Source organism: Bacillus cereus group sp. BfR-BA-01309 (genome assembly GCF_022664315.1).
In the GTDB taxonomy this organism is placed as follows: Bacteria; Bacillota; Bacilli; order Bacillales; family Bacillaceae_G; genus Bacillus_A; species Bacillus_A mobilis.
This window is the reverse complement of record NZ_JAKUHE010000015.1, coordinates 12,235-37,627: the sequence shown is the minus strand read 5'-3', so window position 1 is coordinate 37,627 and position 25,393 is coordinate 12,235. Positions and strand designations below refer to the sequence as shown.

Sequence of the window (25,393 nt, the reverse complement as noted above, 5' to 3'; positions counted from 1 at the left end):
ATGAATCCTTTCCTCAAAGTTTTGAAGCAGATTCAAAATAAAAAGCACTCTTGGCTAGAGTGCTTTTTACTTTCACATAAGGAGGTTCCATAGTATGGATAGTACTCTCGTATTTAACTTCGGCATTGGTATTGTTATCATTTTATTTGTTTTCTTTGTTCTTTGTATGAGCGGGGTATAGCAATCTTTTATGCTGATAACTCCTTTAAAGTATCACTTAATTTAAACTTTCTTAATTGTAATGAAGCAATCAATGCTGCCCCTGCTCCAAGTATCACGCTAGCTAGAGCTAGTATGGCAACTTGATTATATGGAATAATAATAACTGTTAACTCTAAGCTTGATAACACGATATAGCTAAACAAAATCCCACCAAAAATACCAATACAACCAGCTATCGCTCCAAGTAAAATTCCTTCTAATAAAACGATCCGTCTCATCTGCTTCGGAATAGCTCCTACCGCACGAATCATACTAATTTCAGCACGTCTTTCATGCAAGCTTGCAACAATCGCATTCATTAATCCTATACCAGAAATAATGAAAACAATTACAACTAACAAGCGAATTAACATCATCATTTGCGATAATAACTGCTCTTGTTCTTTCAATAAATCATAACTGTTTATAACTTCTACATTCTCTTTATTATTTGTAACTTGTTTTACTTGCTTCTTAATCCCTTCAAATGATTGATTGGAATTAGTCATAATTTGAATTGCTTCATATCCTTGTACGTGAAACTTATCGCGAGCCCATTGTTCATTTACGAAAATATCCAAACTCCTTAACCTTAATCCTTGCTCAATAATCGAAACGACTTTAATTGTTTGTTTTTCTTTCCCTTTTCCTTGTACGTCAACCGTATCATGCAACTGAAGCCCTAAATTTTTAGCCACTTCTTTCGTAATAACTCCCTCACCATCTTGTAATGGCTTATTTAAAGCTTGTCCTGCAATTACTTTCGCCTTTGTTACTTTCTGGTACGCTACAATATCGTTTCCTACAACTTCCATTGAATCATAGGTCAAATTGTTTTTTTTCATAAATTCATACCATTCTTGATTCGCTTTTTTAAAGTCATAATTCACAAGCTTTGCGGTAAAGTCAGTAGCATTCCCAACACTCGATTCCACACCATCAATTTTTCTAACCTTCTCCATCCAACTAAACGGTAATGTTTCTATTCCTTGCGACTCTACTGGAATTCTTACTACTAAGTCCGCTGGTAAATGTTTTTGTAACCCTTTTTTCATACCTTCATACATAGAATTTACATACATCGTTCCAACAAGTGCTAACATAAAACCAAATGCTAATATAGCAACCGACACGGCTGCCTTGTTTCGATAACGAATTACATTCCGGCTACTAATCGTCGTTTCAATTCGTAATATCATTTGAAACGGTTTTGCAATCACTGGTGCTATTACGCGAATAAATAACGGAATCGCCAATAACAAACCGACCGCAAATAAAAGCGCTCCTATCGCACTTGGATTAAAACCGATATACTGCTCTAATACGCTACCCGTGAGTCCAATAACGGTACCAATGATTAAAATGCTAAGACTAAAAGCACTCCATCTTTTTTCTTTTTTTTCATTACTAGGAAGACCAGGACGAAGTGCTTGAACTGGTGGAATCTTTCTAACCATGAAAGCTGGTATAATGGCCCCTATGATAGACATAACAATCCCTAGTAAAAAAGTAATGAGTAAAATCTCACCTGAGATCGAGAATGATGCTTTCCCTGCACCCTCAATATTCACCCATTTATTAATGAATGATGCAGCAATTGTTTGCGTACCTGCTCCAAGAATAACTCCTGCTAGCGATCCGATTGCTCCGATGCATAAAGCCTCTAATAAAACGACTACTATAATTTGATTTGGGTTACTACCGAGCGCACGTAATAATGCCCACTGCTTAAATCGACTTCTAACAGATAAGAAGAAACTTCCCATTATTAAAAGAGCTACAACAAATAAAGCAATACCACCTAAACTAAAAATTAACGGCTTCATTACATTTAGTCGTTCAAACGCCTTATCAACATAAGTACGTTGATCCACCTTTATATTTTCTATCTTCTTATTTACATCAAGAGCAATTGCTCTTTTCACATTTACATCGGCTGTTTTCACTTGAACGAGATTGAAATGATTTGGTAAATTTAATTCTTTTTGAAGCCAATGGATTGGAAAATAAGCACCGTGCCCCATTGCTGCCATTAGCGGTGGATTTAAAATGCCGACGACTTTTACAGTCTTTTCTCCATGTTGCGGGAATGGCAACTGAATCGTATCTCCTACCCGTATATTTTCACGATCTGTATATCCTTTTGTCAGTGCTACTTCAGCCCCTTCTTTCGGATATCGACCTTCTAATATTTTATAAGAATTCATTTCTGGAGAATCTTGCTCCACCCCCCAATAGGACGGTTTTCCCGATAACTCTTTATAATTTGGAAAAGGATATGGTATAAGTACTTTTGATATTTTTTCAGCATTTTCTAAGCCATCTATTCCTTTTAAACTTTCATTATTTAAATACATATCATTTTTTATATAACCAAATTGTAAATTATAATCTCCATACCGGCTTACTACTTGTTCCTTCACGCTTTTCTCTACTGATTGATTACCTAGTAATAACATCGTCGCTAACATAACACCTAAAGCTGCACCGAGGGCAATCAACATATTACGTAACCAATTTTGTTTCATCGATTTTACTGCATACTTAATTACCCATCGCATCACCTTTACCCCCTACTTTAAAGTGACGATTCATAATCTCTTGAATGTGAGTAACTTGTTGCGGGATATTTCGAAACTTCCATCCTTTACTTTCAGCATGTTCATGAATCACTTCACCATCTAATAAGAAAACAACTTTATCCGCATGGGCCGCTACGAACGGGTCGTGCGTTACAATGACAGCTGTTTGCCCTAATTCATCACACGCATTGCGAAGTGCCGCAATTATGTTCTTGCTATTTTCCGAATCTAGTGCCCCTGTCGGTTCATCTGCTAATATAATAGCCGGCTCATTTGCAAAAGCTCTTGCGATCGCAACCCTTTGCTGTTGCCCACCTGATAACTGTGCTGGTAAATGTTTTTCTTTCCCCTTCAATCCGACAAGTTCTAATAATCGCTTTGCTGTCACCGTTGCCTTCTTTTGCGAAACATTATCTAACAGTAAAGGTAATCCTACATTCTCCTCCGCACTAAACACTGGAATCAAATTAAACTGCTGAAAAATAAAACCGATTTTATGCCTTCTAAATAAAGCGAGCTCTTTTTCTTTTAATGTTGAAATCTCTGTACCATCAACTCGAATACTACCTATCGATGGAATATCTAATCCACCTAATAGCTGCAATAAAGTCGTTTTCCCTGAACCACTTGCCCCCATAATACAAACAAAATCTCCTTTTTGAATTTGAAGATTAATGCCTTTTAATATCTTGACTTTACTATCCCCAATATCAAATGATTTTTCTAACCTTTCAATTTCAATAATATTCATCCCAATATCCCCTTCTCTCTCTATTTACCAATCTATATATTCTATTCAGAATGCAAAATCCCTACTTTTTTGTATTTTTTTGTCACATACTAACATGTATCCCATATTAGCTAATTACATTTTCACTTTATTTCTCACGTCAGAAAAGTTGACTCTCACAACAGAAGTAACCATAATAGTTACATAAGGTGAAACTTTAATCAGCCCTCACCAATCGGACTTTTATGGGCAGTTGCCCCCCGCCTAACTCCTTTGCTTTCGCTGAATTTGGAGATGGGGGTCTTACTGCCCATTAAAGCGGGATGAATTAAAAAACTATTCACATATCCACAAATAGGAGGAAGAACAATGAAACATGTAATCGTTTATGCACACCCAAATACAGAAAGCTTCAACCATGCGATTTTAGAAACGGTAAAAAGTGAATTAGAAGAAAAAGGTCATGAAGTACGCGTTCGCGACCTATACAAATTAAACTTCAATCCCGTATTAGACGCTTCCGATTTCATCTCATTTTCTCAAGGGAACACACCAGCAGATATTAAAGAAGAGCAAGAGCATATCTCTTGGGCTGATAGCATTACATTCATTTATCCAGTTTGGTGGGCGGGACTTCCTGCTATTTTAAAAGGATACGTTGATCGTGTATTTAGCCACGGCTTCGCTTATGCTTACGGTGAAAATGGTATCGAGAAGTTATTAAGCGGTAAAAAAGGCTTATTATTATCTACAATGGGAAATACGAAAGAAGCATACACAGCAGGCGGTATGTTTGATGCAATGAAGAAAACAGCAGATGTTGGTATTTTTGAATTTACAGGCATTGAAACAATTGAGCATACATTCTATACGAGTGTTCCTTCTGTGGATGATAATGTGCGTAAACAATATCTTGAAGGAGTTAAAGATGTTGTGAATCGTGCATTCTAATAAAAAAACTCCGGTTGTTAAAACCGGAGTTTTTTATTTCATCATTAATTTCGGAATATATCTTTGAAGAATGCTTTCTAATTCATTCATATCTTCCTGTCTAATAAGCAAATTCACATTGTCATTCATTTTTTCTCGCCCGCGATATAAAAATATATTTTCTTTTGGATTTTCCCATGTCGATGTTTTATAGCCTTTTAATTCTTCATATAAATAAAAGTTTAATCCGTCTACTACACCTTTTTCATATATTTCTACACTTTTAATAAGATGGATAGCTATTAAAGTCATAAAACAACTTGCTACAGCATAACTACCCGACTGAATAAGAAACTGTTCAGCTGTATCCATATCGCCACTTACGTACTGAGCATATATATACATACATTGTCCAATGAAATATGCTGGCCCAAGTAAAGCGATCCACCGTCTCTTCACTCGTGGATATGTTGCAATAAGTTTTCCCGCACTTTTTTTCATTTCATTTATTTTATATATCTTCCATAGAACAAAAAACAAAACACATAATGTAAAAACAAACATAATACATGACATCCAGTACACTCTTATTCCCTCCCCTTGCATCATTACATATAAATTTTACATTTTATATAACAACAGCGAATATGCAATTATGCATAAAAAAAACAGGTAACCTATTCCGGTTACCTGCATTTCATTACATCTTCTCAATCCACTCCGTCAAGTTATGCACAACTTGCGTTGGTTGTACTTCATATTCTGTTAACTTCTCCACAGTTGTGACTCCAGTGTGGACAAGAAGCGTATGCATACCAGCATTTACTCCCGCCAAAATGTCTGTATCGTAGTTATCCCCAACCATTAATGCTTCATCTTTTCCCATACCAAGCACTTTTAACGCTTGTTCCATAATGATTGATTCTGGTTTTCCGATAAAGATTGGATCCACACCTGTTGATACTGCTACAACTGATGTTAATGAACCGTTACCTGGTAATAATCCGCGCTCAGTCGGAATAGCAATGTCTCCATTTGTAGAAATAAACGTTGCGCCGTTACGTACAGCAAGACAAGCTTTTGCTAATTTTTCATATGTAATGTCACGATCTAAACCAACAACAACGAAATCAGGATTTTCATCCACAAGTTCAAATCCTTTTTCCACAAGTGCATCATGTAAGCCCTCTTCACCAATCATATATACAGTTGCGTCTTGTTTGCGTTCATAAATGAAGTTCGCAGTCGCCATGCTCGTTGTGAATATTTGCTCTGCTTTCGCTGGAATATCGAAACGAACAAGTTTTTCTGCCACCTGTTCTGGTTTACGCGTTGAATTATTCGTAACGAATAAATAAGGAATGCCGCGCTCTCCTAATGCTTTTACGAAGTCGCTCGCTTCTTCAATTTGTTCTTCTCCGCGATACATCGTACCGTCTAAGTCAATTAAATAACCTTTATACATCGATTATGTCTCTCCTTCTATGCTAACGTTCTCACCTATCATACCACTCTTATATTACCCGCTTTTTCCAAAGAAAAAAACGCTTTACCTTAAAGCGCCCCATAACGTTCATTTTTTCTCTTTTACTTGGTAAGAACAACTACAATCGCCCTCACACATGTTTGCTAATGTTTTTACATCTGCACCTGCAAATAAACGCTTATACATCTCTTTTTCATCTTCACATACTTGCGGGAATCTCTCTGCAATTTCCTTTAACGGACAGTTTTGTTTTTCAATTACGAAAGAGTTTTCTCCATCTCTCTTTATTTGAACCATATAACCATTTTTCTCTTGCATAGCTGCTATCTCTTGCACTTTATATGCTAAATTCTTTTGATTACTCACTCGCTTTTGCAACTGGTCTTCCATTCGCTTCGTTCTCTCTTTTAAAACGTGACTAAGTACTTTTTCATCACCCATTCGAGCTAAATCTTCTAGCATATCAATCGCAAATTGCTTATACTCCTTCGGGAATGTATCTTCTCCCTTTTCGCTTAATCCATACAAATAAGTTGGTCTTCCGACATGTTGCCTTACCATCTTGGAATAAATAAAACCATCTTTCTCAAGATTACTTAAATGTCTTCGGATCGCCATTTCTGTAATCTCTAAAACGTCAGCTAGTTCTGCTACTGTATGCTCTCCCTTTACTTTCAACAATTGCACAATTTCATCTTTCGTCGTACGTGCTTCCCCCATGTTTCAACCTTCTCCCTTTTCTTTCTCACATACAATATAAGATCCCCAAAAGATAGTCCCGGGGATCTTATAAGCATAATTATTCTGGTACAAATGCAGATACAGGTCCTAATTCCTTCTCTAAATAACTGCGAATATTTGCTGGGTATTTTTCTACCACGGCAATATGTTTTTGAATCGTCTTATATAATTCATCATGATTCATTTGAATATAATCTTGCGTAAGCATTTTTCGAAGAAGAATCACTTCTTTCATTCCTTGTCCTTCTTCTGCACTTATCACTCGCTCGTCCATCAAAATATCGATAATATCTTCATAACTTCCTGGATCGCGCATAATAAATCCATCAATCATCGCATTCCCTACGTCTAATACACTATCAATAATTAGATGAGTTATGCGTTCTAATGCGTAAAATTCAAACTCGGTTTCATATATCTTTTTCTCTTGAAATGTACTTGTTGCTCGTTCTAAACATACTAGCATTTGTTCTATTTTCTTTCTGTCTACAAAATACATGAATGTCACCTACCTGGAAATTAAAGCATTTACATTTTAATTGTAACGCTTTCTTCTGAAAAAATCGACAATTTTTCGAATTCACCTTTTCTCCGTTATTTGTTATAGTTATATTTGTATGATTTTTGAAATTGGAGGAATGGAATCTTGGAACGTGAACTCGCACTAGAAATTGTCCGTGTAACAGAAGCAGCAGCATTAGCATCCGCACAGTGGATGGGCCGCGGAAAGAAAAACGAAGCAGATGATGCAGCAACTACAGCAATGCGTGATATGTTTGATTCAGTAAACATGGCAGGTACAGTTGTAATTGGTGAAGGAGAACTTGATGAAGCACCGATGTTGTATATTGGTGAAGAACTAGGAACAGGTAACGGTCCAGAAGTAGACATCGCCGTTGACCCATTAGAAGGTACAAACATCGTTGCAAAAGGCCTTGCAAATGCAATGGCAGTTATCGCAATCGCAGATAAAGGAAATCTTCTTCATGCTCCTGATATGTACATGGAAAAAATCGCGGTTGGTCCAAAAGCAGCTGGTAAAATTAGCTTAGATGATCCAATTGAAAAAACAATTGAAATTGTAGCAGAAGCTAACAATAAAAAGATTCGCGATCTAACAGTTATCGTTCAAGAACGTGAACGTCATCAAGATATTATTGACCGTGTTCGTGCAAAAGGTGCACGCGTAAAATTATTTGGTGATGGTGATGTTGGTGCGTCAATCGCAACAGCACTACCTGGAACGGGTATTGATTTATTCGTAGGTATTGGTGGAGCTCCAGAAGGTGTTATTTCTGCAGCAGCATTAAAATGCCTTGAAGGTGAAATGCAAGCTCGCTTAGTTCCAATGAACGAAGAAGAAGAAGCTCGTTGTCGTGAAATGGGATTAGAAGACCCTCGTCAACTTCTTATGTTAGATGACTTAGTATCTGGGGATGATGCAATCTTCTCAGCAACTGGCGTATCTGCTGGTGAGTTATTAGACGGTGTGAAATTCCTTGGCGGAGATTTAGCTGAAACATATTCTATCGTTATGCGTTACAAAACAAGAACGGTACGATTCATTAAAACGCATCACCATTTAGATCATAAACCACACTTAAACTTAGATATTTAATAAAGGAGCCATGTGTATGGAAGAACGTTTCTTTCTGTACGACGACACAGTCGCTACAAGAACTCGTTTCGTTAGCTTTATGGGAGAAAATGAGCGTCATGATTTAGCGCTTTTATACTCTGATCGTCATTACGGTAAAACAATTGTCCTTGATATGCAGCGCAATAAATTTGCAATCATCGGTCCTGACGATTTAAACGAACCAGGCTACTTAGAGCATGCATTTTCTATGACTGAAGAAATTGCAGAAGAACTACGCTCATTTTTATTTGAACTTATATAATTTATCGTATACACCAGCTATTTTAGCTGGTGTTTTTCCGCTTTAATTATTTTGAATTTTCGAACGAATATGTTATAATTAAGAATAAATCTATTTGGATAGAAAGGACGTTATCTACGTATGCCAACATTTACTTTGTGATGGATAAGCAATCGGATAGCATTACTCTCAAAAAAGCACCTCGCTTTTTCAAGGGAGTAGTCTGCCCATTCCCATTACAAAGGAACGTAACGCATCTGTAGTATGATGTTTACGGAGGTTCCTAAGGGAACCTCCTTTTATTTTTGTCTATTTCTCATGTCTTCATACTACAAGACATCCAAATAGCTGTATTACGTTCCTTTACCACTACTATAAGAGGTGAAGGAAAATGCAGAAAGTACAACTTTCTTGGAGTTTATATGGAAATGAGCAAAACACAATCGAAAAGTATTGTAAAAATTGCAGACGCAATACCCTATTTACTGACACGAATATTCGTAGGCATAACGCCAATGGAAAAAATATATACCGCTTTGCCATTTATAAATGTCCGAAAGATCATACGTGGAATCAAAAACTTCGTATTTATAAAGCATTTACTGATCATGTTGAAACAGTCGATATGACGCAGCAAGATCAAACAGAAACAACTACTACCATTTCCATTACGCAACATAAAGAAAACGGCATAGCCGAAATCACGATCGTATTAGACCTCGTTTTCGGTTCACACCGAATGGATAAAGCCTTATCCACATATATTTCCGACTGGAGCCGTACACGTATTGTGGATAAAATTAAAAATGGGGATATTCAATTGAACGGACAACACATGAAACCAAACGCAATACTTTCTGAAGGTGATTCTATTTCAATTTGTTTGTGAGCAAGTAAAAAATCCTCTTACAATCGTAAGAGGATTTTTTTATTTCTTCACTTTTCGTAATACGAAGTGTGCACAACCGAAGTTACAGTACTCGTATAAATACTCTGATAAAGTACTAATTTTCGTATCATATGTCGAACGTTGATTACTATCATCAAAGAAACCGCGCAATCTAAGTTGCTCATAACCCCAGTCCCCAACGATGTAATCATATTTATTTAAAATTTCTGCGTAACGCTCTTTAAATGCTTCTTCACTAAAACCATCACGAAAGTTTTTAATTACTTCGTACTGAACATTATTAATGCTCACCGTAGCATGCATCTCTTGCTCTTGCTTTTGCTCCATCATTAACTTCCTCTCTAAGCATTCTTCTTTTTATCGTATCACAAAGCATACCAACCAACAATTTCAAATACAAAAAATTGAAAATTAGTGCATGCTATGGAGAAGGAGGTGATACATCGTGAAAAAACAAATTATACTCTCTCTCCTCACTCTTTCCTTATTTGCAGGCTGCCAATCAACGAATAAAGCCGAAATGGAACGTGAAGAAGGAAGCCGTGTTCTTGTTTCCAATAAAAACGACATGTATCATACGGAAAATACAAATACACGATTAACGAGAGTCGGTTATTCATCTAAACAAAAGCATGAAGTATCTAACAAGCAAGTAGGAGCTATTAACCGTGAGAAAGTCGCTGAAATGATTACAAGCATGACAGTCAAACTTCCTGACGTTACAAACGCTGCTACGCTCGTTACCGACGATGAAGTATTTGTTGTATACCGTGCAAACACAACGGATCCAAAACTCGTAGCAGATCAAGTATATAAAGCTGCTTTGTCCATCGTCCCTCGCTATTATAAAGCATATGTATCAACAGACCAAAAATTGATTTCTCAAATTCAAGGCCTTCAATCTGGTGCTTTAAATGATACAGAATATACACAAAGCCTCGACATGCTAAAACGGGAAATGAGCAAAAATCCTCATTTGAACAATACGGGGGATCAGACTTTGAATGATATGATTAAAAAATAAAGAAGATGGAGAAAACCTCCACCTTCTTTATTTTTGACTATTTCTTACGATCCGCATAAACCTCCATCGCATCACACATAAACTGTGCTAAACCTTTGCCAAACTTATCGATATTTTTCGTGAAGCGCTCATCAGCGACGTACATTTGACCGAGTCCCTTAAAAGCATCTAATGAATATTCACCGAAGTTTTGCAAGTAATCGTACCATACTCCAATTGCTTCCTGTGCCTCTTTAGAATCTGGTGCGCCGTGTCTAAGCGTCGCTAAATTTCTGTAAATCGTATTGAACTCTTCTTGATTGTCTTTTGACATACCTTTCGCATATTCATTCGCTTTATCTACAGCTGCGTCTCCCCATCTTTCACGCGCTTCTTCTTCGTACGGATTATGGCTGAAATCGAAGCCTTCAAATTTCTCTTTATTCGTCATTTCAATCTCTCCTTTTGTATGCTGAATTGTTTTATCAATTGTCGCAATCACATTATCTAACCTGGCACGCTTTTCAAGAAGCATCTTCTTATGAAGCTGTAGTGCTTCTTCTCGGTCAAATGATGGACTCATGATAATTTCTTTAATTTTCTTCAAAGGGAAGCCTAGTTCTCTAAAAAATAAAATTTGCTGCAATGTCTCTAAATTTTCATTGGAATACAGACGATATCCAGACTCTGTCGTCTCGTCTGGGGTTAACAACCCAATTTCATCGTAATGATGCAGTGTGCGCACACTAATTCCAACTAAATTAGCTACTTCTTTTACCTTCATTGTCATGTGTATCTCCCCCTTAATACATACGATAAAGTATGACGCAACGTTAGAGTCAATAAGTACATTCATTTTTTGTTAAAAGTTTCATCTCCACTATATTTCATGCATAATAGATATGTACATATATTAGAAAGCGGTGAAAGTATGGTTTCAAATACTGTAATTGCCAGCATCACGATTCAACTTGTGCTTTCGATTCTGGTACCTATTATTGCGTTTGTTTATTTTCGTAAAAAATATCATATTAATTGGAAAGTAGTCGGCGTTGGTGTTCTTATTTTTATTGGGTTTACTCAAATTCTCGAGACACCGTTCCACCTATTTATGCGCGGAAATCCGTCAATCGCTCCAATTTTAGAAAATCCATTTGTCTTTGCGCTTTATGGCGGTCTAACAGCTGGTATTTTTGAAGAATTAGGTCGTTTCGTTGCCTTTTACTACTTATTAAAAAAATATCGTGAGTATACAGACGGTCTTGCATATGGAATTGGACACGGCGGTATTGAATCGATTTTAGTCGGCGGATTCGCTGGGCTTCAAACTCTTACTTTTGCAACATCTATTAACAACGGCAGCTTCGCTCAAATGGTTGATCAATATCCACAGTTAATCCATATTAAAGACTTGCTAATAGAGCAACCTGCCTATTTATACTTATTTGGTAGCCTAGAAAGAATTATGGCTCTTGTGTTGCAAATTGCCTTTACGATGCTTGTCTTATACGCAGTAAAACAGAAGAAATATATCTTCCTTGTTTACGCTATATTATTCCACGCATTTGTAGACTTTTTCGCGGCGCTTTACCAAACACAAACAATCAACATCTTCGTCGCAGAAGGAATTACCCTTCTCTTCACAATTGGTGCTGTCATTCTTATTCGTAAAATAAAAAAGAAATTAATGAGTGTGCCGGCGTAAAAATAACCCACCAGTTGGTGGGTTATTTTTTATATGGATTATCATAATGATGATAGCTTTTTCCCCCTTGCAGCTCCCTCTTTGTTTCTGCATCTATGACGATGTACTTACGAAATTCGTCTGCTTCATTTTGAGAAAAGGACGCAAAAAAATAAACTTGGCGATCAGGGTGAATAAACGAATCTTGAAACACCACACTACTCCGACAACCCACAGCTGTTTTTTGTAAGAAAGAAAATTCTTCATCAGGCACTTCTTTAAATAAGATTTTTTTTCGAACGCTATATGCTGCATTATTGTATTCTTTGTAGATTTTCTTATCTAACTGTTCATAAAATACATCTTCACTCACAAACGATTTATTTCGGTTGCTTGGATAATTTAATTTTGTATTTGATTCTGCATATGTTGTGGACAAGTGCAGAAAAAAACAAAGACTGAATATAATACATATCATTTTTTTCATAAGTGCACCTCAAATGTTCAATATCCACATTACTTTTCCACATAATTAAATCATTATGCCGTTTCCAATAAAAAGGAATTATTTCCACATTTGTCGAAGTATATAGCGTCAACTTGAAAGATGGGGATGAATTATGAAGAAATTGATTGTAATACGACATTGTTCAGCAATTGGCCAAGAACGTGATGCCGAATTAACGATTGCAGGAAAAGATCAAGCAAACACCCTTGCTACATTCCTCTTAGAAAACCAACCACAAATAGATCATATTATTTCAAGCCCATTTGTGCGAGCTATCGATTCTATTCGGCCCTATGCGCTCCAAGCTAACTTATCTATCCAAGAAGATGAACGATTAGCTGAACGCATATTAAGCGACGTTCCAATGGACGATTGGATGCAAAAACTAGAATCTACTTTTACAAATATAGATATTGCCTTTTCAGGCGGAGAGTCGACAAAACAAGCAACGGACCGTGCTATATCGCTTATCCAAGACGTTTTAAAATTAAATCATACTACAACAATACTCGTTACACATGGAAACTTACTTACGCTCATTTTAAAGCACTTTGATCATACGATTGGTTTTAATGAATGGAGAGCTCTAACGAATCCTGATATTTACGAAATTACAATCGATGAACAATGTGTCCTAAAACGATTATGGGAAGCACCGTCCGAGTAATATCTCTTTCCAACACATTCAGTTGACGCCACGAGAAGAAACTGTACTAACAATAGAAAGGGGTATCACTCCATATGTACGAAGATGTACTTGCTTTACTACATAAAACAAATGCTTCTTACGAAAAGTTTGAACACGAACCAGTACTCGATTATGAAACAGATCGTATCGTACGTGAAAGGCTTGGCTTACACGGCACTCCAAGTAAAAGCTTATTTTTAAAATCAAAGTCTGGAGATTATTACGTATTTTTCACGTTAGAAGGCGCAAGACTCAACCGAGGAGAGATGAAGGAAATAACAGGAGCAAGCTTATCTCTCTGTTCTCCTGATGAGCTAAGAGAAGAAACTGGCTGTACGCCAGGATGTGTCGCTCCTTTCGGTTATTCACAACATGTAACGATTATTGTGGATCGTGCAATTTATGCTTACGACAAAATTTTAATCACACCTGGTGTACCTGAATTTACAATTGAATTATCCACAGAGGAATTAAAGAAAATTTTATTAACATGTCCGAATACTGTTTTAGAATATAAACAAAAAGAGAGCCAATGATCGGCTCTCTTTTTTCATTATTTTGCTTCTGCTGTTTTTTCTTTTGCAGAACGAACTTGCTCGTCCGCATGGTAAGAAGAACGCACAAGTGGGCCAGCTTCACAGTGGCTAAAGCCTTTGCTAAGTGCAATTTCTTTAAGCTCTGCAAATTCTGCTGGTGGGTAATATTTAAGAACTGGTAAATGCTTCTTAGATGGTTGTAGGTATTGTCCAAGAGTTAAAATATCCACATTGTTTGCACGTAAGTCATCCATTGCTTCAATTAAATCTTCTCTCGTTTCACCTAAGCCCACCATAATGCTCGATTTAGTTGGAATATCAGGCTGCATTTCTTTCGCTCGACGTAAAAACTCTAATGAACGGTCATATTTTGCTCTAGCGCGAACTCGGTTAGATAATCGACGTACTGTTTCAATGTTATGGTTTAAAATATCTGGTTTTGCATCCATTAACATTTTTAAGTTTTCTTCTACTCCACCCATATCAGATGGTAATACTTCGATTGACGTAAATGGATTTTTACGACGTACAGCGCGTACTGTTTCAGCAAAAACAGCTGCTCCTCCGTCTTTTAAATCATCACGTGCAACCGCTGTTATAACAACGTGCTTTAAGCCCATTTGTACTACAGAATCTGCTACGCGTTCTGGCTCTTGTAAATCAAGCTCAGTTGGTAAGCCTGTTTTAACCGCACAAAAACGACAAGCACGTGTACAAACCGCACCTAAAATCATAAATGTTGCTGTTTTTCTTACAGCCCAGCATTCATGAATATTCGGACATTTCGCTTCTTCACAAACTGTATGAAGATTCTTAGAACGCATCATTTTCTTTAAGCCTGTATAGTTTTCATTCGTGTTTAACTTAATTTTCAACCATTCGGGCTTGCGCTTATATTCTGTTTGTTTTGTCATGGTTATCAACTCCGCACAATATGAAATAGTTTACCGTGTTCGCTTCTTTCAATGTAACATATCTATTCTAACGTATGAAAGCGATTTGCTCAAATGAAGATTCTAAGATTTTTTTCCAATCGTTCCCTATAATGAAATACTCCGTATATCCCACACTAAAAAGAGTGATGTTGTGAAAGGAGTCTATTTCATGCTTCGAAAAATTTCTCTTTTGCTTTCAATTTGCTTTCTTCTCCACCAAAACATCGCTTACGGTGAAGATAATCAGCAAAGCATATACGAAAAGCGCATGGCACTATATAAAGAAACCGAGCAATCTTCAGGCATTCCGTGGTATTACTTAGCTGCAATGGATCAATATGAAAGAAATATACGGAGCGTAAGAAAAGATATTCCGAAAAAACCAGATGCCATCATTTCCCTTTATTTCAAACCAGAAATATGGGCTGGACCCGTTAATGGTAACGACACTCTCCCACATACAATTTCTCTATTTGGCGGGTTAGGTTTAGATGGTGACAAAGATGGATTTGCAAATGCAAATAACGACCGTGATCTTTTGCATACAGCAGCAACAATTTTAAAGAAACAAGGAACGTCCGAAGACCGTGTTCACATTATGCTTTGGGAATATTATAGACGTGCGAAAACAGTTGAATTAATTAGCGAATACGCCCAAATTTATAAACATTATGGACGTATTAACTTAGAAGGAAATGCTTTCCCACTTCCAATTCGTAGCGACCATAGCTACCGTAGTACTTTTGGCGCTGGAAGAAGTTTTGGGGGAAGAAGAGTTCATGAAGGAACCGATATTTTTGCAGGCTATGGCGTACCAGTCAGATCCACTTGCTATGGCATCATTGAAACAAAGGGCTGGAACCGCCTTGGCGGATGGCGCATCGGTATTCGTGACCTTCATAATAATTACCATTATTACGCTCATTTAGGCGGATTCTCAAAAGAAATACAGCTTGGACAAATTGTCGAACCAGGAAAAGTAATCGGATTTGTTGGTAGCACCGGTTACGGCCCTCCCGGCACAGCGGGAAAATTCCCTCCGCACTTACATTTCGGCATGTATAAAGACAATGGCTATACAGAATGGGCTTTCGATCCATACATGCATTTAAGCCTTTGGGAGCGAAAAGAACGCGCGAATACAAAACGATAACCGTAGCAATATGCTACGGTTATTTTTTAAATTCGGCTAACTATCCGTTTTCTTTTTATCAGGTACAGCAACACTTCCGCTTCCGTAATAAGTAGGCACTTCCCCTTGAACAATGCGCGTTGCAATTGGAACATCTTGCTTTACTGTTATTTCTTTCGTGTGAAATGGAATAATTACTTGCAACGTGACTTCCATCTCCATAATAATTTGAATCGCTGTCGTATTAATCCCGTGCGGTTCAATTTTTTGTTTAATATCCGTATTCACATGACCAATCGTCGTGAAATCAATTGGAATATCGGGTCCTATATTTCCAAGAAGCGCATTATCCGTTACACGACCAAAAGGAACTGCCATCGTTGCTCCATTTTTTTCAGAAATACCTAGTCCCTTCAAATCGCCTTGTTCTACTTGCTGTAAATATTTTTCTATGTATGTGGTCGTTGATGTTACGATTTCATTTACTTGCTTCGTATTTAAATTAATTGTGGATACTTTCCCGTTTTTATCATTTTGTACTTTCATTAATGAATCCACATCGAATCCTTCATTAATTCTATCTTTTACCGCCTTCGTCATAATCGCTGTCGCCATTTTATGCGTCTCTACTTCCCCATATTTAAGTAACGTCGGCTGAATGCTACTATTCACAATCCATAATCCTTGCACGAGTAATATAACAAAAAGAATAAACGACATAAGCAGTATGTACCGAAAGGAAATAGGCCCCCTTCGAAACCGCGAATTTTTCGAACGAAATATACTCATAAAAAAACCTCCTTCTTATATCATTTCTATGCAAGAAGGAGGGACGATATATGCTTATCTCATTTTTAATAATGCTTCTTTTCCGATTGTGCCAGCCGTAATACCTAAAGATTCGGCTTCAATCGTTACTGATTCTAGCGGTGCTTCAAGAAGTTGTTCAATCGTTCTTACACCAACCGCGCGGCCAGCAATAATTCCTCGATCCCCTAACTTCTCATTTAAAAGACCTACATCTAATGCACCGCACATAATATATCCTTTATCGCTCATTACAGCTAGCAAATTTGTCTTTGGAAGTTTGACGCTAACCGCAATAAACGTATAATTATCGATTATAATTGGCTCCACATTAACCATAGTTCACACTCCTCTCTTTCTTATCTGTATGACAAGAGAAAAATGAGTGTTACAAGTAACTAGCCTATAGTTTGACGGAAGATGTATGAGTTATCAACACGTCTGTTAACACATCTCTGAGTAACTCTGGCATATAATATTGTTTGTCAGAAAGTGTGGATAGCTCTGGGTATAAGTAGCCGAATGTAAACATATCAATCGTTCCTACTGTATATATACGATCTAATTCCAGCGATTCCCCGTTAATCAATACATCTTCGAGTAAAATTTTATTCCCAGGAATCGTATCTGGAATGACCTCGACACCAGCGTAAATCATTTTCCCCATCACTTTCCCGCGAAATCCAAATCCTTTTACCTCAAGATTCTCCATATTTGGACGGCGCGCTTTCAAAATAACTTCTCGTAACGTTTTGCCTGGCACTTTTAATAAACATGGATTAATGGGATGTGGACAAATTCTGTGAATATCTCCGCGCGTCACAACACCTTCATTTAATCCCTCTAATAGCACACCAGCGTTCACCATGCCGATTTCTGCACCGCACCACGTTTTCAGCGCATTTGCTAACATGTGCGAAAATGATGTCTCCTGAAACCAATCGACCGGTAATGCCTCCTTTAAATGAACGACAGGCTCGGCCATAATATGTTCACTTTCTTCCTGCAGCAATTCAATTGTGGATAACGGTTTGCTATAAGCACCTAAACGTTCTGTCTTAATCGCTCTACCGTCTTTTTTCAACAGCTTCTTCGTCTCTTTATCCACAGTAAGCTGGACGTGCCCAACGTAACGTCCCCACTTTTCACAACAACAAAGTAACGTATTATTCATAAGAACGCCACGCTCAAATAAATGGTGCGTATGTGCCCCTAAAATAACATCTACATCATAATGCTCTGCTATATACTCATCCATGCTTTTTCCAAGATGAGAAAGGACAACTGTAACATGAGCCTCATCTCGCACTTCTTCTAAAATAGACTCTAAATGGATAAGCGGATCTTCAATATGCCAATCGAGCATATGATAAAACTCTGGATAAGCTACCGTTAATCCGATAAAAGCAATCGTAATCCCGTCTGTCGTTGTATGTAATTTATAAGGCCTTGCCCACTCTGGACGTACACCTTCTTTTTCAAATAAATTCGCAACGAGCACCTCAAATCCAGCATCATCATATAGACGATTCAAATGCTCCTTCGCTAGCGTAATTCCTTCGTTATTGCCGATCGTTACATAATCATATAACGCCTCATTTAAAAGCTTCGTATTGCCAAGTCCATTCGTCGCTTCCGAAATACTATGAAAACGATCCACATGATCGCCGATATCAACCGTCAAAACGGTCTCTCCAGCTTCCTGTCTTCGCCTTTTCTCTCCTTGTACAAACCGAGAAATTTGCGGCCAATTTTCAAAATGACTATGTATATCGTTTGTATGATAAAGGTGGATGATTGTTTCTTTATTTATATTCAGAGAAAAAACCTCCTCTCAGTTCCTTACTGCCATTTACGCTATGCGTACGCAATAATCCTGTAAATACTTTTCGTCTTTTCTTGCTATTTTACATTGTACTCGCATTGTGAGAAAAAGCAAAAGATTGCCCTTTTAATGTGAGGAACTTTATTTTTTCAAATCTGTGGATTAGTTAGAAGGTAAATATTTGTCAGGAAGTTTACTTGGCGAAGAGTGTTTTGCCAACTCCTATATAGGAAATTATTCCGCAAATATACCTTGTAACACGACATATGTCGTGTTACACTTTCATTACAAGGCGGTGAACCATAAAATGGATAAAGAGATATTAAAAGGAAGTATTGATATTTTACTTCTCTCCATCATTAAACAGCACGATACGTACGGATATGAAATTATTCAAAAACTAAAAGAAAACAGCAATGATCTATACACGATGAGCCAAGGTACACTCTATCCAGCACTCAAACGCTTGGAACAAAAGGATTTAATTAATTCCTACTGGGGTGAATCTGAAACTGGTATGAAACGAAAGTTTTATTGCATTACTACGAGCGGAAAGAAAATTTTAGAAGAAAAACTAACAGCATGGAATTCAGTTACAGCTCTTATTAAAACTTGTCAGAAAGGAGCTTTAAATTAATGACGATTGAAAAATACATACAGAGTATCGTTCAAAAAACAAACCTATCGCAACCTGATAGAGACGAACTTTACTTCGAAATTTACGATCATCTTACAAGCTTAAAACAAGAATTTCTCGATCAAGGAAAATCCGAAGAAGAAGCTACTACATTAGCCATTCAAAACTTCGGAGAAGCCTCTACTTTAGGAACTGAAATTGAAAAAGCGATGCAATCTTCTACGCAAAAATATGTACAGTGGATTGGTTGGGGATTATTTTTACCGTATTCATTTGTTTTATTATTTAAACTGTTACTCGGGAGGCCAGCTTTTTACCTTGGTAATGTGAAGTACTTCTTTGAAACAGGTGACTGGCATTCTATACACGGCGGATTAATAAACTTAATTCCACTCAAAAGTACAATCAGCTATTTAAGTGGATTCGATACTACCCATTTACTAGATCCTTATAATATAGAGATCGTACTTATGAATACAGTAGGAAACGTCATCATATTCATCCCATTCGGATTCCTTCTACCTTTATTATTTAAACAAATAAACAATGTAAAAATGGCATCCAAAATTTTTATTAAGTTTATTTTATTAATTGAATCGCTACAACTTCTTACTTTTACTGGTGTTTTCGATATTGATGACATCATATTGAATATGTTAGGTGCTTTAATTGGATATGCTTCTTTTGCTGGGATGAAGTATATTTGGGACCGTGTTAAGTCTGTGGATAAAGTGGATACGATTTAGGTTCGGGGTATAAGGCCTGTTCTTCCTGTCGTAATTTGTTGATAAGTCGATATATTAAAATAATCGCTGATATATTTAACTGAACACCCACCTGGGTATCCCAACCTGCCCTAAACTGAACCCAACACAACATAAAAAAGCGCCCTGCATAGCAGGGCGCTTCTACTTTATCTATTAACCAATAGAACCTTCCATCTCAAACTTGATTAGGCGGTTCATTTCAACTGCGTATTCCATTGGAAGTTCGCGAGTGAATGGCTCGATGAAGCCCATTACGATCATTTCTGTAGCTTCTTGCTCAGAAATACCGCGGCTCATTAGGTAGAATAATTGTTCTTCTGATACTTTTGATACTTTCGCTTCGTGCTCAAGTGAAACGTAATCGTTTTTGATTTCGTTATAAGGAATTGTATCAGATGTAGATTGGTTATCCATGATTAACGTGTCACACTCGATGTTAGAGCGAGAGTTTTTCGCTTTTGGTCCGAAGTGTACGATACCACGGTAAGTTACTTTACCACCATGCTTCGCAATCGATTTAGAAACGATTGTTGAAGACGTGTTTGGTGCTAAGTGAATCATTTTCGCACCAGCATCTTGGTGTTGGCCTTTACCAGCAATCGCGATAGATAATGTTAAACCACGAGCGCCTTCGCCTTTTAAGATAACTGCTGGGTACTTCATCGTTAATTTAGATCCGATGTTACCGTCAATCCATTCCATCGTTGCGTTTTCTTCACAAACCGCACGTTTTGTAACTAGGTTGTATACGTTGTTCGCCCAGTTTTGGATTGTTGTATAACGGCAATATGCATCTTTCTTAATGATGATTTCTACTACCGCACTGTGAAGTGAGTTAGTAGTGTAAACAGGTGCTGTACAACCTTCTACGTAGTGTACGTGTGCGCCTTCGTCTACGATGATAAGCGTACGCTCGAATTGTCCCATATTTTCAGAGTTAATACGGAAATACGCTTGAAGTGGTGTATCCACTTTAATACCTTTTGGAACGTAGATGAATGATCCACCAGACCAAACTGCAGAGTTTAATGCAGAGAATTTGTTGTCTGTTGGTGGGATTACTTTTCCGAAATGCTCACGGAAAATATCTTCGTTCTCTTTTAATGCGCTATCTGTATCTTTGAAGACGATTCCTAGAGCTTCTAGGTCTTCTTTCATGTTGTGGTATACAACTTCAGATTCGTACTGTGCAGATACACCAGCTAAATATTTTTGCTCAGCTTCTGGAATACCTAATTTATCAAATGTTGCTTTAATTTCATCAGGTACTTCATCCCAAGACTTCTCAGATTTCTCAGATGGTTTTACGTAGTACGTAATTTCATCGAAATCTAAGTCGTTTAAGTCGCCGCCCCATTGTGGCATTGGCATTTCATAGAACTTATCCAGTGATTTTAAACGGAAGTCTAACATCCACTGTGGTTCTTCTTTCATACGTGAAATCTCTTCAACGATCTCTTTTGTTAAACCGCGTCCAGCACGGAAAATCGAAACGTCTTTGTCTTTGAAACCATATTTATAATCGCCGATATCTGGCAGTTGCTTCGCCATGTTGGTGTGTCCCTCCTTAGATAACCTCGTTTTTAGGAACCTTTAACATTACTTATCTTCGTTTAAGCCCTTTTCTAACGCTTTCCACGCTAATGTTGCACATTTAATACGTGCAGGGAACTTGCATACGCCTTGTAATGCTTCAATATCTCCTAAATCAATGCTGTCATCGTACTCTTTTCCTAGCATCATGTCAGAGAAAATTTTAGAAAGCTGAAGTGCCTCTTCAATTTTCTTACCTTTTACTGCTTGTGTCATCATTGAAGCTGAAGACATTGAGATAGAACATCCTTCTCCTTCAAACTTCGCTTCTTGCACAATACCTTCTTCTACTTTCATCGTAAGTTGAATACGATCACCGCAAGTTGGATTGTTCAAGTTAACTGTAACACTATCTTCTAACACGCCATTGTTACGAGGATTCTTATAATGATCCATAATAACTTGACGATATAACGTATCTAAATTATTAAATGACATTTGTGAAATACTCCTTTGTCTTGATTAGCGATTCAACAAATGTATCAATTTCTTCTTTTGTATTATATAAATAGAAGCTCGCACGTGCTGTAGAAGAAGCTTTCAGCCACTTCATAAGCGGTTGTGCACAGTGGTGTCCTGCGCGAACCGCAATGCCTTCTACATCTAATACTGTCGCTACATCGTGAGGATGTACGTCGTCAATGTTAAATGTAACAAGACCAGCGCGATGCTTTGGACCATAAATTGTAACGCCATCTACTTCTGATAGTCTTTCTAAAGCATATTGCGCTAATTCATGTTCATGCTTTTCAATATTATCAAGACCGATTTCTTCTAGGAAATCAATTGCCGCTCCAAGTCCGATTGCATTACCGATAATCGGTGTGCCTGCTTCAAACTTCCACGGAAGCTCTTTCCAAGTAGATTCTTGTAAATCTACGAAATCAATCATTTCACCGCCAAATTCAATTGGCTCCATATTGTTTAGCAATTCTTTTTTACCATATAATACGCCGATACCTGTAGGTCCGCACATCTTATGAGCAGATAATGCGTAGAAATCACAGTTCAAATCTTGTACATCTACTTTCATATGAGGTGTACTTTGTGCACCGTCAACGACCATAATTGCGCCATTTTCGTGTGCGATTGCTCCGATTTCTTTTACAGGGTTAATCGTTCCAAGCACGTTTGAAACTTGCATAATAGAAACGATTTTTGTATTCGGTGTAACTGTTTGACGAACATCTTCTAAAGAAATTGTACCGTCTGGTTGAAGCGGAAGGTATTTTAAAGTTGCACCAGTTTTCTTCGCAACTTGTTGCCACGGAATGATGTTACTATGGTGTTCCATGTAAGAAATAACGATTTCATCGCCTTCTTTTACATTTTCAAGACCATAGCTAGCCGCTACTGTATTTAATGCAGTTGTCGTTCCGCGCGTGAAAATAATCTCTTCCATTGATTTCGCATTAATAAACTTGCGAACTTTCTCGCGTGCACCTTCATACGCGTCGGTAGCTTTCGTACCGAGCGTATGAACACCGCGATGCACGTTAGAATTATATTCTTTATAGTAACGTTCTAACGTTTCAATGACTTGAATTGGTTTTTGAGAAGTTGCTGCACTATCGAAATATACAAGTTGTTTGCCGTTCACTTTTTGATCAAGAATTGGAAACTGTTTGCGTATTTCATGAATATTCATTAGCGAACTTTCCTTTCAATTACCTCAACAAGCTGTGCTTTTACTCCTTCAATTGGAAGCTCATTTACTACAGGTGCTAAGAATCCATGGATGACTAAACGTTCTGCTTCGCGTTTTGGAATACCACGGCTCATCAAGTAGTATAATTGGTACGGATCTACGCGGCCTACTGAAGCTGCGTGACCTGCCATTACATCATCTTCGTCGATTAAAAGAATTGGGTTTGCATCCCCACGAGCTTTCTCATCTAACATAAGAACGCGAGAAGATTGTTGTGCATTTGATTTAGATGCACCGTGTTCAATCTTACCAATTCCGTTAAAGATAGATGTTGCACTATCTTTTTGTACACCGTGTTTTAAAATCCAACCTTCAGAGTGTTTACCGAAGTGAACAACTTTAGTTGTAAAGTTTTGTGTTTGGTTACCACGGCCAATTGTTACTGTTTTCGTATCAGCATATGAACCGTCGCCCATTAAGTTTGTAACGTTCTCTGAAATTGTGTTTCCGTCATTCATAAGGCCTAGAGCCCAATCAATGCGGCCGTCGCGACCTACAACACCGCGGCGGTTAACGTAAGTTGTTACGTCTTTTGCTAATAGATCAACCGCACCGAATTTCACTTGTGCGCCTTGTTCCACGATTACTTCTGCTACGATATTTGCAATACCTTTAGCATTTTCATTTGCAACGTAGTTTTCTACATAAGTTGCAGTACTGTTCGCATCAGCTACGAATAATACGTGGTTATATACGTTAGCTTCTTCGCCGTCTACTAAGAATACAGCTTGAAGTGGAGTTTCAAGAACAACGTTTTTCGGAACATATACGAATGCACCGCCGTTGATTAATGCAGCATGAAGTGCAGTTAAACGATGCTCGTCTACTTTCACGCCGTCTTTCATTAAATACTTTTGTAATAGTTCAGCATGCTCTGTTGCAGCTGTTACGATGTCTGTAAAAATAACACCTTTTTCTTTTGCTTCGTCTGCTAAAGAAACGAACGCAGTTGTACCAGTACGTTGTACCAATACGCTGTTATTTTCATCGATTAAGTTTTTCACTGCTTCTGGAAGCTCTGTTAAAGAACTTACAGGCTCTTGCTTAGCAGCGTCGCCTTTTCCGATAAAGTCCCATTTCTCAATTTTCGTTTTATCAGGCGTTGGCATTGGAAGTTCAGTTGCTTGTGCAAGAGCTTGTAAGCGGAACTCAGTCAACCAAGCAGCTTCGTTTACTTCGCTTGCGCGTTGACGGATTGTTTCTTGATCGAAAGGTAATGTACCGATTGTCATGTTTATGCTCCTCTCTTACGCTTCTTGCTCTGTTGTTTCGTCTTCAATACCTAATTCTTTTTTAATCCAGTCATAACCTTCAGCTTCTAGACGTTGTGCAAGCTCAGGGCCACCAGATTTAACGATACGACCGTTCATCATAACGTGAACGAAGTCTGGAGTGATGTAGTTTAATAAACGTTGGTAATGCGTAATCATTAGGCAACCGAACTCTTCGCCGCGCATTTGGTTAATACCTTTAGATACAACTTTTAATGCATCAATATCAAGACCTGAGTCGATTTCATCTAAGATTGCGATTTTTGGCTCAATCATCATTAATTGAAGAATTTCGTTACGTTTTTTCTCTCCACCAGAGAAACCTTCGTTTAAGTAACGTTGTGCCATTTCTGGATCCATTTCTAGGAATTCCATGTTTTTATCTAATGTACGGATAAATTTCATAAGAGAAATTTCATCGCCTTCTTCACGACGTGCGTTAATTGCAGAACGTAAGAAGTCAGCATTTGTTACTCCGCTAATTTCACTTGGATATTGCATTGCTAGGAATAGACCTGCTTGTGCGCGCTCGTCTACTTCCATTTCTAATACATCTTCACCGTCGATGATGATGCTACCTTCTGTTACTTCATACTTTGGGTGACCCATAATCGCAGAAGATAAAGTTGATTTACCTGTTCCGTTAGGTCCCATAATTGCGTGGATTTCTCCACCTTTTACTTCAAGGTTTACACCTTTTAAAATTTCTTTGCCATCAATTGATACGTGTAAGTCTTTAACCGTTAATGTAGAACCAGCCATCTCAATACCTCCATTAATCCTATATATACATTTTAAAAATTCCTAAAACGTTCATATTCTCATTTTATTCTCATTCT

Annotated in this window: 29 protein-coding genes; 11 read left to right on the top strand and 18 right to left on the bottom strand. The window is 37.6% G+C overall.

The window, feature by feature from the left end; genetic code table 11:
- Positions 1-188: 188 nt before the first annotated feature.
- Together MR115_RS23250 and MR115_RS23245 are read right to left on the bottom strand one after the other, a co-directional pair.
- Positions 189-2,762 (bottom strand): FtsX-like permease family protein, encoded by a 2,574-nt coding sequence (locus MR115_RS23250; RefSeq protein ID WP_242242929.1) that lies wholly within the window; start codon positions 2,760-2,762, stop codon positions 189-191.
- Positions 2,746-3,534, bottom strand: a complete 789-nt coding sequence (locus MR115_RS23245; protein ID WP_242242928.1) for an ABC transporter ATP-binding protein — start codon at positions 3,532-3,534, stop codon at positions 2,746-2,748. Before MR115_RS23245 ends, MR115_RS23250 begins: the two co-directional genes overlap by 17 nt.
- Before the next feature lie 348 nt (positions 3,535-3,882).
- Here MR115_RS23245 and MR115_RS23240 point away from each other — a divergent pair, with 348 nt between their 5' ends.
- On the top strand, positions 3,883-4,464 hold the full coding sequence (locus tag MR115_RS23240) for an NAD(P)H-dependent oxidoreductase (protein ID WP_242242927.1): 582 nt from the start codon (positions 3,883-3,885) through the stop codon (positions 4,462-4,464).
- Positions 4,465-4,497: 33 nt separating this feature from the next.
- On the opposite strand, the gene MR115_RS23235 is transcribed toward MR115_RS23240, so the two are convergent.
- From MR115_RS23235 to MR115_RS23220, 4 genes are all read right to left on the bottom strand, one after another.
- A complete protein-coding gene (locus MR115_RS23235) occupies positions 4,498-5,028 on the bottom strand; it encodes an iron ABC transporter substrate-binding protein (RefSeq protein ID WP_242242926.1) in 531 nt (176 codons plus the stop codon).
- A gap of 115 nt (positions 5,029-5,143) precedes the next feature.
- The gene (locus MR115_RS23230; protein WP_097817446.1) at positions 5,144-5,908 is read right to left on the bottom strand and encodes a TIGR01457 family HAD-type hydrolase; all 765 of its coding nucleotides are present in this window, start codon (positions 5,906-5,908) and stop codon (positions 5,144-5,146) included.
- Between the two features lie 108 nt (positions 5,909-6,016).
- A complete protein-coding gene (locus MR115_RS23225) occupies positions 6,017-6,649 on the bottom strand; it encodes a helix-turn-helix transcriptional regulator (RefSeq protein ID WP_242242925.1) in 633 nt (210 codons plus the stop codon).
- Positions 6,650-6,728: 79 nt separating this feature from the next.
- Positions 6,729-7,169 carry a DUF86 domain-containing protein gene (locus MR115_RS23220; protein WP_061678031.1) on the bottom strand — a complete coding sequence of 147 codons (441 nt, stop codon included), beginning with the start codon at positions 7,167-7,169 and terminating at the stop codon, positions 6,729-6,731.
- A 147-nt stretch (positions 7,170-7,316) separates the two neighbouring features.
- Between MR115_RS23220 and glpX the strand changes: the two genes are divergently transcribed.
- From glpX to MR115_RS23205, 3 genes are all read left to right on the top strand, one after another.
- Positions 7,317-8,288, top strand: a complete 972-nt coding sequence (gene glpX / locus MR115_RS23215) for a class II fructose-bisphosphatase (RefSeq protein ID WP_000439090.1) — start codon at positions 7,317-7,319, stop codon at positions 8,286-8,288.
- 16 nt (positions 8,289-8,304) lie between these two features.
- Entirely contained in the window at positions 8,305-8,571 is a 267-nt protein-coding gene (locus tag MR115_RS23210) for a DUF3055 domain-containing protein (RefSeq protein WP_000392615.1), read from the top strand.
- 370 nt (positions 8,572-8,941) lie between these two features.
- A complete protein-coding gene (locus MR115_RS23205) occupies positions 8,942-9,439 on the top strand; it encodes a cytoplasmic protein (protein WP_242242924.1) in 498 nt (165 codons plus the stop codon).
- 39 nt (positions 9,440-9,478) lie between these two features.
- On the opposite strand, the gene MR115_RS23200 is transcribed toward MR115_RS23205, so the two are convergent.
- Positions 9,479-9,790 (bottom strand): YutD family protein, encoded by a 312-nt coding sequence (locus MR115_RS23200; protein WP_002003766.1) that lies wholly within the window; start codon positions 9,788-9,790, stop codon positions 9,479-9,481.
- 115 nt (positions 9,791-9,905) lie between these two features.
- Here MR115_RS23200 and MR115_RS23195 point away from each other — a divergent pair, with 115 nt between their 5' ends.
- A complete protein-coding gene (locus MR115_RS23195) occupies positions 9,906-10,484 on the top strand; it encodes a YhcN/YlaJ family sporulation lipoprotein (protein WP_002191082.1) in 579 nt (192 codons plus the stop codon).
- A gap of 37 nt (positions 10,485-10,521) precedes the next feature.
- Here the strand turns inward: MR115_RS23195 and MR115_RS23190 are convergent, their stop codons facing one another.
- Positions 10,522-11,253, bottom strand: a complete 732-nt coding sequence (locus MR115_RS23190) for a MerR family transcriptional regulator (protein ID WP_242242923.1) — start codon at positions 11,251-11,253, stop codon at positions 10,522-10,524.
- A gap of 99 nt (positions 11,254-11,352) precedes the next feature.
- On the opposite strand from MR115_RS23190, the gene MR115_RS23185 reads away from it, so the two are divergent.
- Positions 11,353-12,168, top strand: a complete 816-nt coding sequence (locus tag MR115_RS23185) for a YhfC family intramembrane metalloprotease (RefSeq protein WP_242242958.1) — start codon at positions 11,353-11,355, stop codon at positions 12,166-12,168.
- A 22-nt stretch (positions 12,169-12,190) separates the two neighbouring features.
- On the opposite strand, the gene MR115_RS23180 is transcribed toward MR115_RS23185, so the two are convergent.
- Positions 12,191-12,634: a hypothetical protein gene (locus MR115_RS23180; protein WP_242242922.1), complete on the bottom strand. Its 444-nt coding sequence runs from the start codon at positions 12,632-12,634 to the stop codon at positions 12,191-12,193.
- Between the two features lie 133 nt (positions 12,635-12,767).
- Here MR115_RS23180 and MR115_RS23175 point away from each other — a divergent pair, with 133 nt between their 5' ends.
- Together MR115_RS23175 and MR115_RS23170 are read left to right on the top strand one after the other, a co-directional pair.
- Complete coding sequence (locus MR115_RS23175) at positions 12,768-13,322, top strand: histidine phosphatase family protein (protein WP_242242921.1); 555 nt, start codon at positions 12,768-12,770, stop codon at positions 13,320-13,322.
- Between the two features lie 74 nt (positions 13,323-13,396).
- Positions 13,397-13,879: a YbaK/EbsC family protein gene (locus MR115_RS23170; RefSeq protein WP_061678026.1), complete on the top strand. Its 483-nt coding sequence runs from the start codon at positions 13,397-13,399 to the stop codon at positions 13,877-13,879.
- Between the two features lie 17 nt (positions 13,880-13,896).
- Here MR115_RS23170 and lipA read toward each other — a convergent pair whose 3' ends face one another.
- Positions 13,897-14,793 carry a lipoyl synthase gene (gene lipA / locus MR115_RS23165; protein WP_000166375.1) on the bottom strand — a complete coding sequence of 299 codons (897 nt, stop codon included), beginning with the start codon at positions 14,791-14,793 and terminating at the stop codon, positions 13,897-13,899.
- 190 nt (positions 14,794-14,983) lie between these two features.
- On the opposite strand from lipA, the gene MR115_RS23160 reads away from it, so the two are divergent.
- Positions 14,984-15,967: a M23 family metallopeptidase gene (locus MR115_RS23160; protein WP_000944676.1), complete on the top strand. Its 984-nt coding sequence runs from the start codon at positions 14,984-14,986 to the stop codon at positions 15,965-15,967.
- Positions 15,968-16,003: 36 nt separating this feature from the next.
- Here the strand turns inward: MR115_RS23160 and yunB are convergent, their stop codons facing one another.
- The 3 genes from yunB to MR115_RS23145 all read right to left on the bottom strand — a co-directional run bounded on the left by yunB (position 16,004) and on the right by MR115_RS23145 (position 18,548).
- On the bottom strand, positions 16,004-16,735 hold the full coding sequence (gene yunB, locus MR115_RS23155; protein ID WP_242242920.1) for a sporulation protein YunB: 732 nt from the start codon (positions 16,733-16,735) through the stop codon (positions 16,004-16,006).
- A gap of 54 nt (positions 16,736-16,789) precedes the next feature.
- Positions 16,790-17,092, bottom strand: a complete 303-nt coding sequence (locus MR115_RS23150) for a YunC family protein (RefSeq protein WP_000248464.1) — start codon at positions 17,090-17,092, stop codon at positions 16,790-16,792.
- Positions 17,093-17,156: 64 nt separating this feature from the next.
- Positions 17,157-18,548: a bifunctional metallophosphatase/5'-nucleotidase gene (locus MR115_RS23145; RefSeq protein ID WP_309243109.1), complete on the bottom strand. Its 1,392-nt coding sequence runs from the start codon at positions 18,546-18,548 to the stop codon at positions 17,157-17,159.
- A gap of 337 nt (positions 18,549-18,885) precedes the next feature.
- On the opposite strand from MR115_RS23145, the gene MR115_RS23140 reads away from it, so the two are divergent.
- A complete protein-coding gene (locus MR115_RS23140; RefSeq protein WP_075312377.1) occupies positions 18,886-19,215 on the top strand; it encodes a PadR family transcriptional regulator in 330 nt (109 codons plus the stop codon).
- Entirely contained in the window at positions 19,215-19,961 is a 747-nt protein-coding gene (locus MR115_RS23135; RefSeq protein ID WP_242242919.1) for a VanZ family protein, read from the top strand. The genes MR115_RS23140 and MR115_RS23135 overlap by 1 nt, the downstream gene beginning before the upstream one ends.
- Positions 19,962-20,135: 174 nt before the next feature.
- On the opposite strand, the gene sufB is transcribed toward MR115_RS23135, so the two are convergent.
- The 5 genes from sufB to sufC are packed head-to-tail and all read right to left on the bottom strand — an operon-like array spanning position 20,136 to position 25,316.
- A complete protein-coding gene (gene sufB / locus MR115_RS23130) occupies positions 20,136-21,533 on the bottom strand; it encodes a Fe-S cluster assembly protein SufB (RefSeq protein ID WP_001118824.1) in 1,398 nt (465 codons plus the stop codon).
- Positions 21,534-21,581: 48 nt separating this feature from the next.
- Positions 21,582-22,013 (bottom strand): Fe-S cluster assembly sulfur transfer protein SufU, encoded by a 432-nt coding sequence (gene sufU / locus MR115_RS23125; RefSeq protein ID WP_000009525.1) that lies wholly within the window; start codon positions 22,011-22,013, stop codon positions 21,582-21,584.
- Positions 22,003-23,223, bottom strand: coding sequence for a cysteine desulfurase SufS (gene sufS, locus MR115_RS23120; protein WP_242242918.1), 1,221 nt, complete (start codon positions 23,221-23,223; stop codon positions 22,003-22,005). Before sufS ends, sufU begins: the two co-directional genes overlap by 11 nt.
- Positions 23,223-24,515, bottom strand: a complete 1,293-nt coding sequence (sufD, locus tag MR115_RS23115) for a Fe-S cluster assembly protein SufD (protein ID WP_000152177.1) — start codon at positions 24,513-24,515, stop codon at positions 23,223-23,225. Before sufD ends, sufS begins: the two co-directional genes overlap by 1 nt.
- Positions 24,516-24,530: 15 nt before the next feature.
- Positions 24,531-25,316, bottom strand: coding sequence for a Fe-S cluster assembly ATPase SufC (gene sufC / locus MR115_RS23110; protein ID WP_000929163.1), 786 nt, complete (start codon positions 25,314-25,316; stop codon positions 24,531-24,533).
- Positions 25,317-25,393 lie beyond the last annotated feature (77 nt).

Excerpts from the sequence above, each read along its gene's own strand:
- MR115_RS23150 (WP_000248464.1), bottom strand. The coding sequence starts at position 17,092 with ATGGTTAATGTGGAGCCAATTATAATCGATAATTATACGTTTATTGCG.
- MR115_RS23220 (WP_061678031.1), bottom strand. The coding sequence starts at position 7,169 with ATGTATTTTGTAGACAGAAAGAAAATAGAACAAATGCTAGTATGTTTA.
- MR115_RS23175 (WP_242242921.1), top strand. The coding sequence starts at position 12,768 with ATGAAGAAATTGATTGTAATACGACATTGTTCAGCAATTGGCCAAGAA.
- MR115_RS23205 (WP_242242924.1), top strand. The coding sequence starts at position 8,942 with ATGCAGAAAGTACAACTTTCTTGGAGTTTATATGGAAATGAGCAAAAC.
- yunB (WP_242242920.1), bottom strand. The coding sequence starts at position 16,735 with ATGAGTATATTTCGTTCGAAAAATTCGCGGTTTCGAAGGGGGCCTATT.
- MR115_RS23160 (WP_000944676.1), top strand. The coding sequence starts at position 14,984 with ATGCTTCGAAAAATTTCTCTTTTGCTTTCAATTTGCTTTCTTCTCCAC.
- MR115_RS23210 (WP_000392615.1), top strand. The coding sequence starts at position 8,305 with ATGGAAGAACGTTTCTTTCTGTACGACGACACAGTCGCTACAAGAACT.
- sufS (WP_242242918.1), bottom strand. The coding sequence starts at position 23,223 with ATGAATATTCATGAAATACGCAAACAGTTTCCAATTCTTGATCAAAAA.
- MR115_RS23185 (WP_242242958.1), top strand. The coding sequence starts at position 11,353 with ATGCATAATAGATATGTACATATATTAGAAAGCGGTGAAAGTATGGTT.
- MR115_RS23190 (WP_242242923.1), bottom strand. The coding sequence starts at position 11,253 with ATGACAATGAAGGTAAAAGAAGTAGCTAATTTAGTTGGAATTAGTGTG.
- MR115_RS23135 (WP_242242919.1), top strand. The coding sequence starts at position 19,215 with ATGACGATTGAAAAATACATACAGAGTATCGTTCAAAAAACAAACCTA.
- sufB (WP_001118824.1), bottom strand. The coding sequence starts at position 21,533 with ATGGCGAAGCAACTGCCAGATATCGGCGATTATAAATATGGTTTCAAA.
- MR115_RS23245 (WP_242242928.1), bottom strand. The coding sequence starts at position 3,534 with ATGAATATTATTGAAATTGAAAGGTTAGAAAAATCATTTGATATTGGG.
- MR115_RS23200 (WP_002003766.1), bottom strand. The coding sequence starts at position 9,790 with ATGATGGAGCAAAAGCAAGAGCAAGAGATGCATGCTACGGTGAGCATT.
- sufU (WP_000009525.1), bottom strand. The coding sequence starts at position 22,013 with ATGTCATTTAATAATTTAGATACGTTATATCGTCAAGTTATTATGGAT.
- MR115_RS23170 (WP_061678026.1), top strand. The coding sequence starts at position 13,397 with ATGTACGAAGATGTACTTGCTTTACTACATAAAACAAATGCTTCTTAC.
- MR115_RS23140 (WP_075312377.1), top strand. The coding sequence starts at position 18,886 with ATGGATAAAGAGATATTAAAAGGAAGTATTGATATTTTACTTCTCTCC.
- MR115_RS23225 (WP_242242925.1), bottom strand. The coding sequence starts at position 6,649 with ATGGGGGAAGCACGTACGACGAAAGATGAAATTGTGCAATTGTTGAAA.
- sufC (WP_000929163.1), bottom strand. The coding sequence starts at position 25,316 with ATGGCTGGTTCTACATTAACGGTTAAAGACTTACACGTATCAATTGAT.
- sufD (WP_000152177.1), bottom strand. The coding sequence starts at position 24,515 with ATGACAATCGGTACATTACCTTTCGATCAAGAAACAATCCGTCAACGC.
- MR115_RS23230 (WP_097817446.1), bottom strand. The coding sequence starts at position 5,908 with ATGTATAAAGGTTATTTAATTGACTTAGACGGTACGATGTATCGCGGA.
- MR115_RS23180 (WP_242242922.1), bottom strand. The coding sequence starts at position 12,634 with ATGAAAAAAATGATATGTATTATATTCAGTCTTTGTTTTTTTCTGCAC.
- lipA (WP_000166375.1), bottom strand. The coding sequence starts at position 14,793 with ATGACAAAACAAACAGAATATAAGCGCAAGCCCGAATGGTTGAAAATT.
- MR115_RS23250 (WP_242242929.1), bottom strand. The coding sequence starts at position 2,762 with ATGCGATGGGTAATTAAGTATGCAGTAAAATCGATGAAACAAAATTGG.
- MR115_RS23240 (WP_242242927.1), top strand. The coding sequence starts at position 3,883 with ATGAAACATGTAATCGTTTATGCACACCCAAATACAGAAAGCTTCAAC.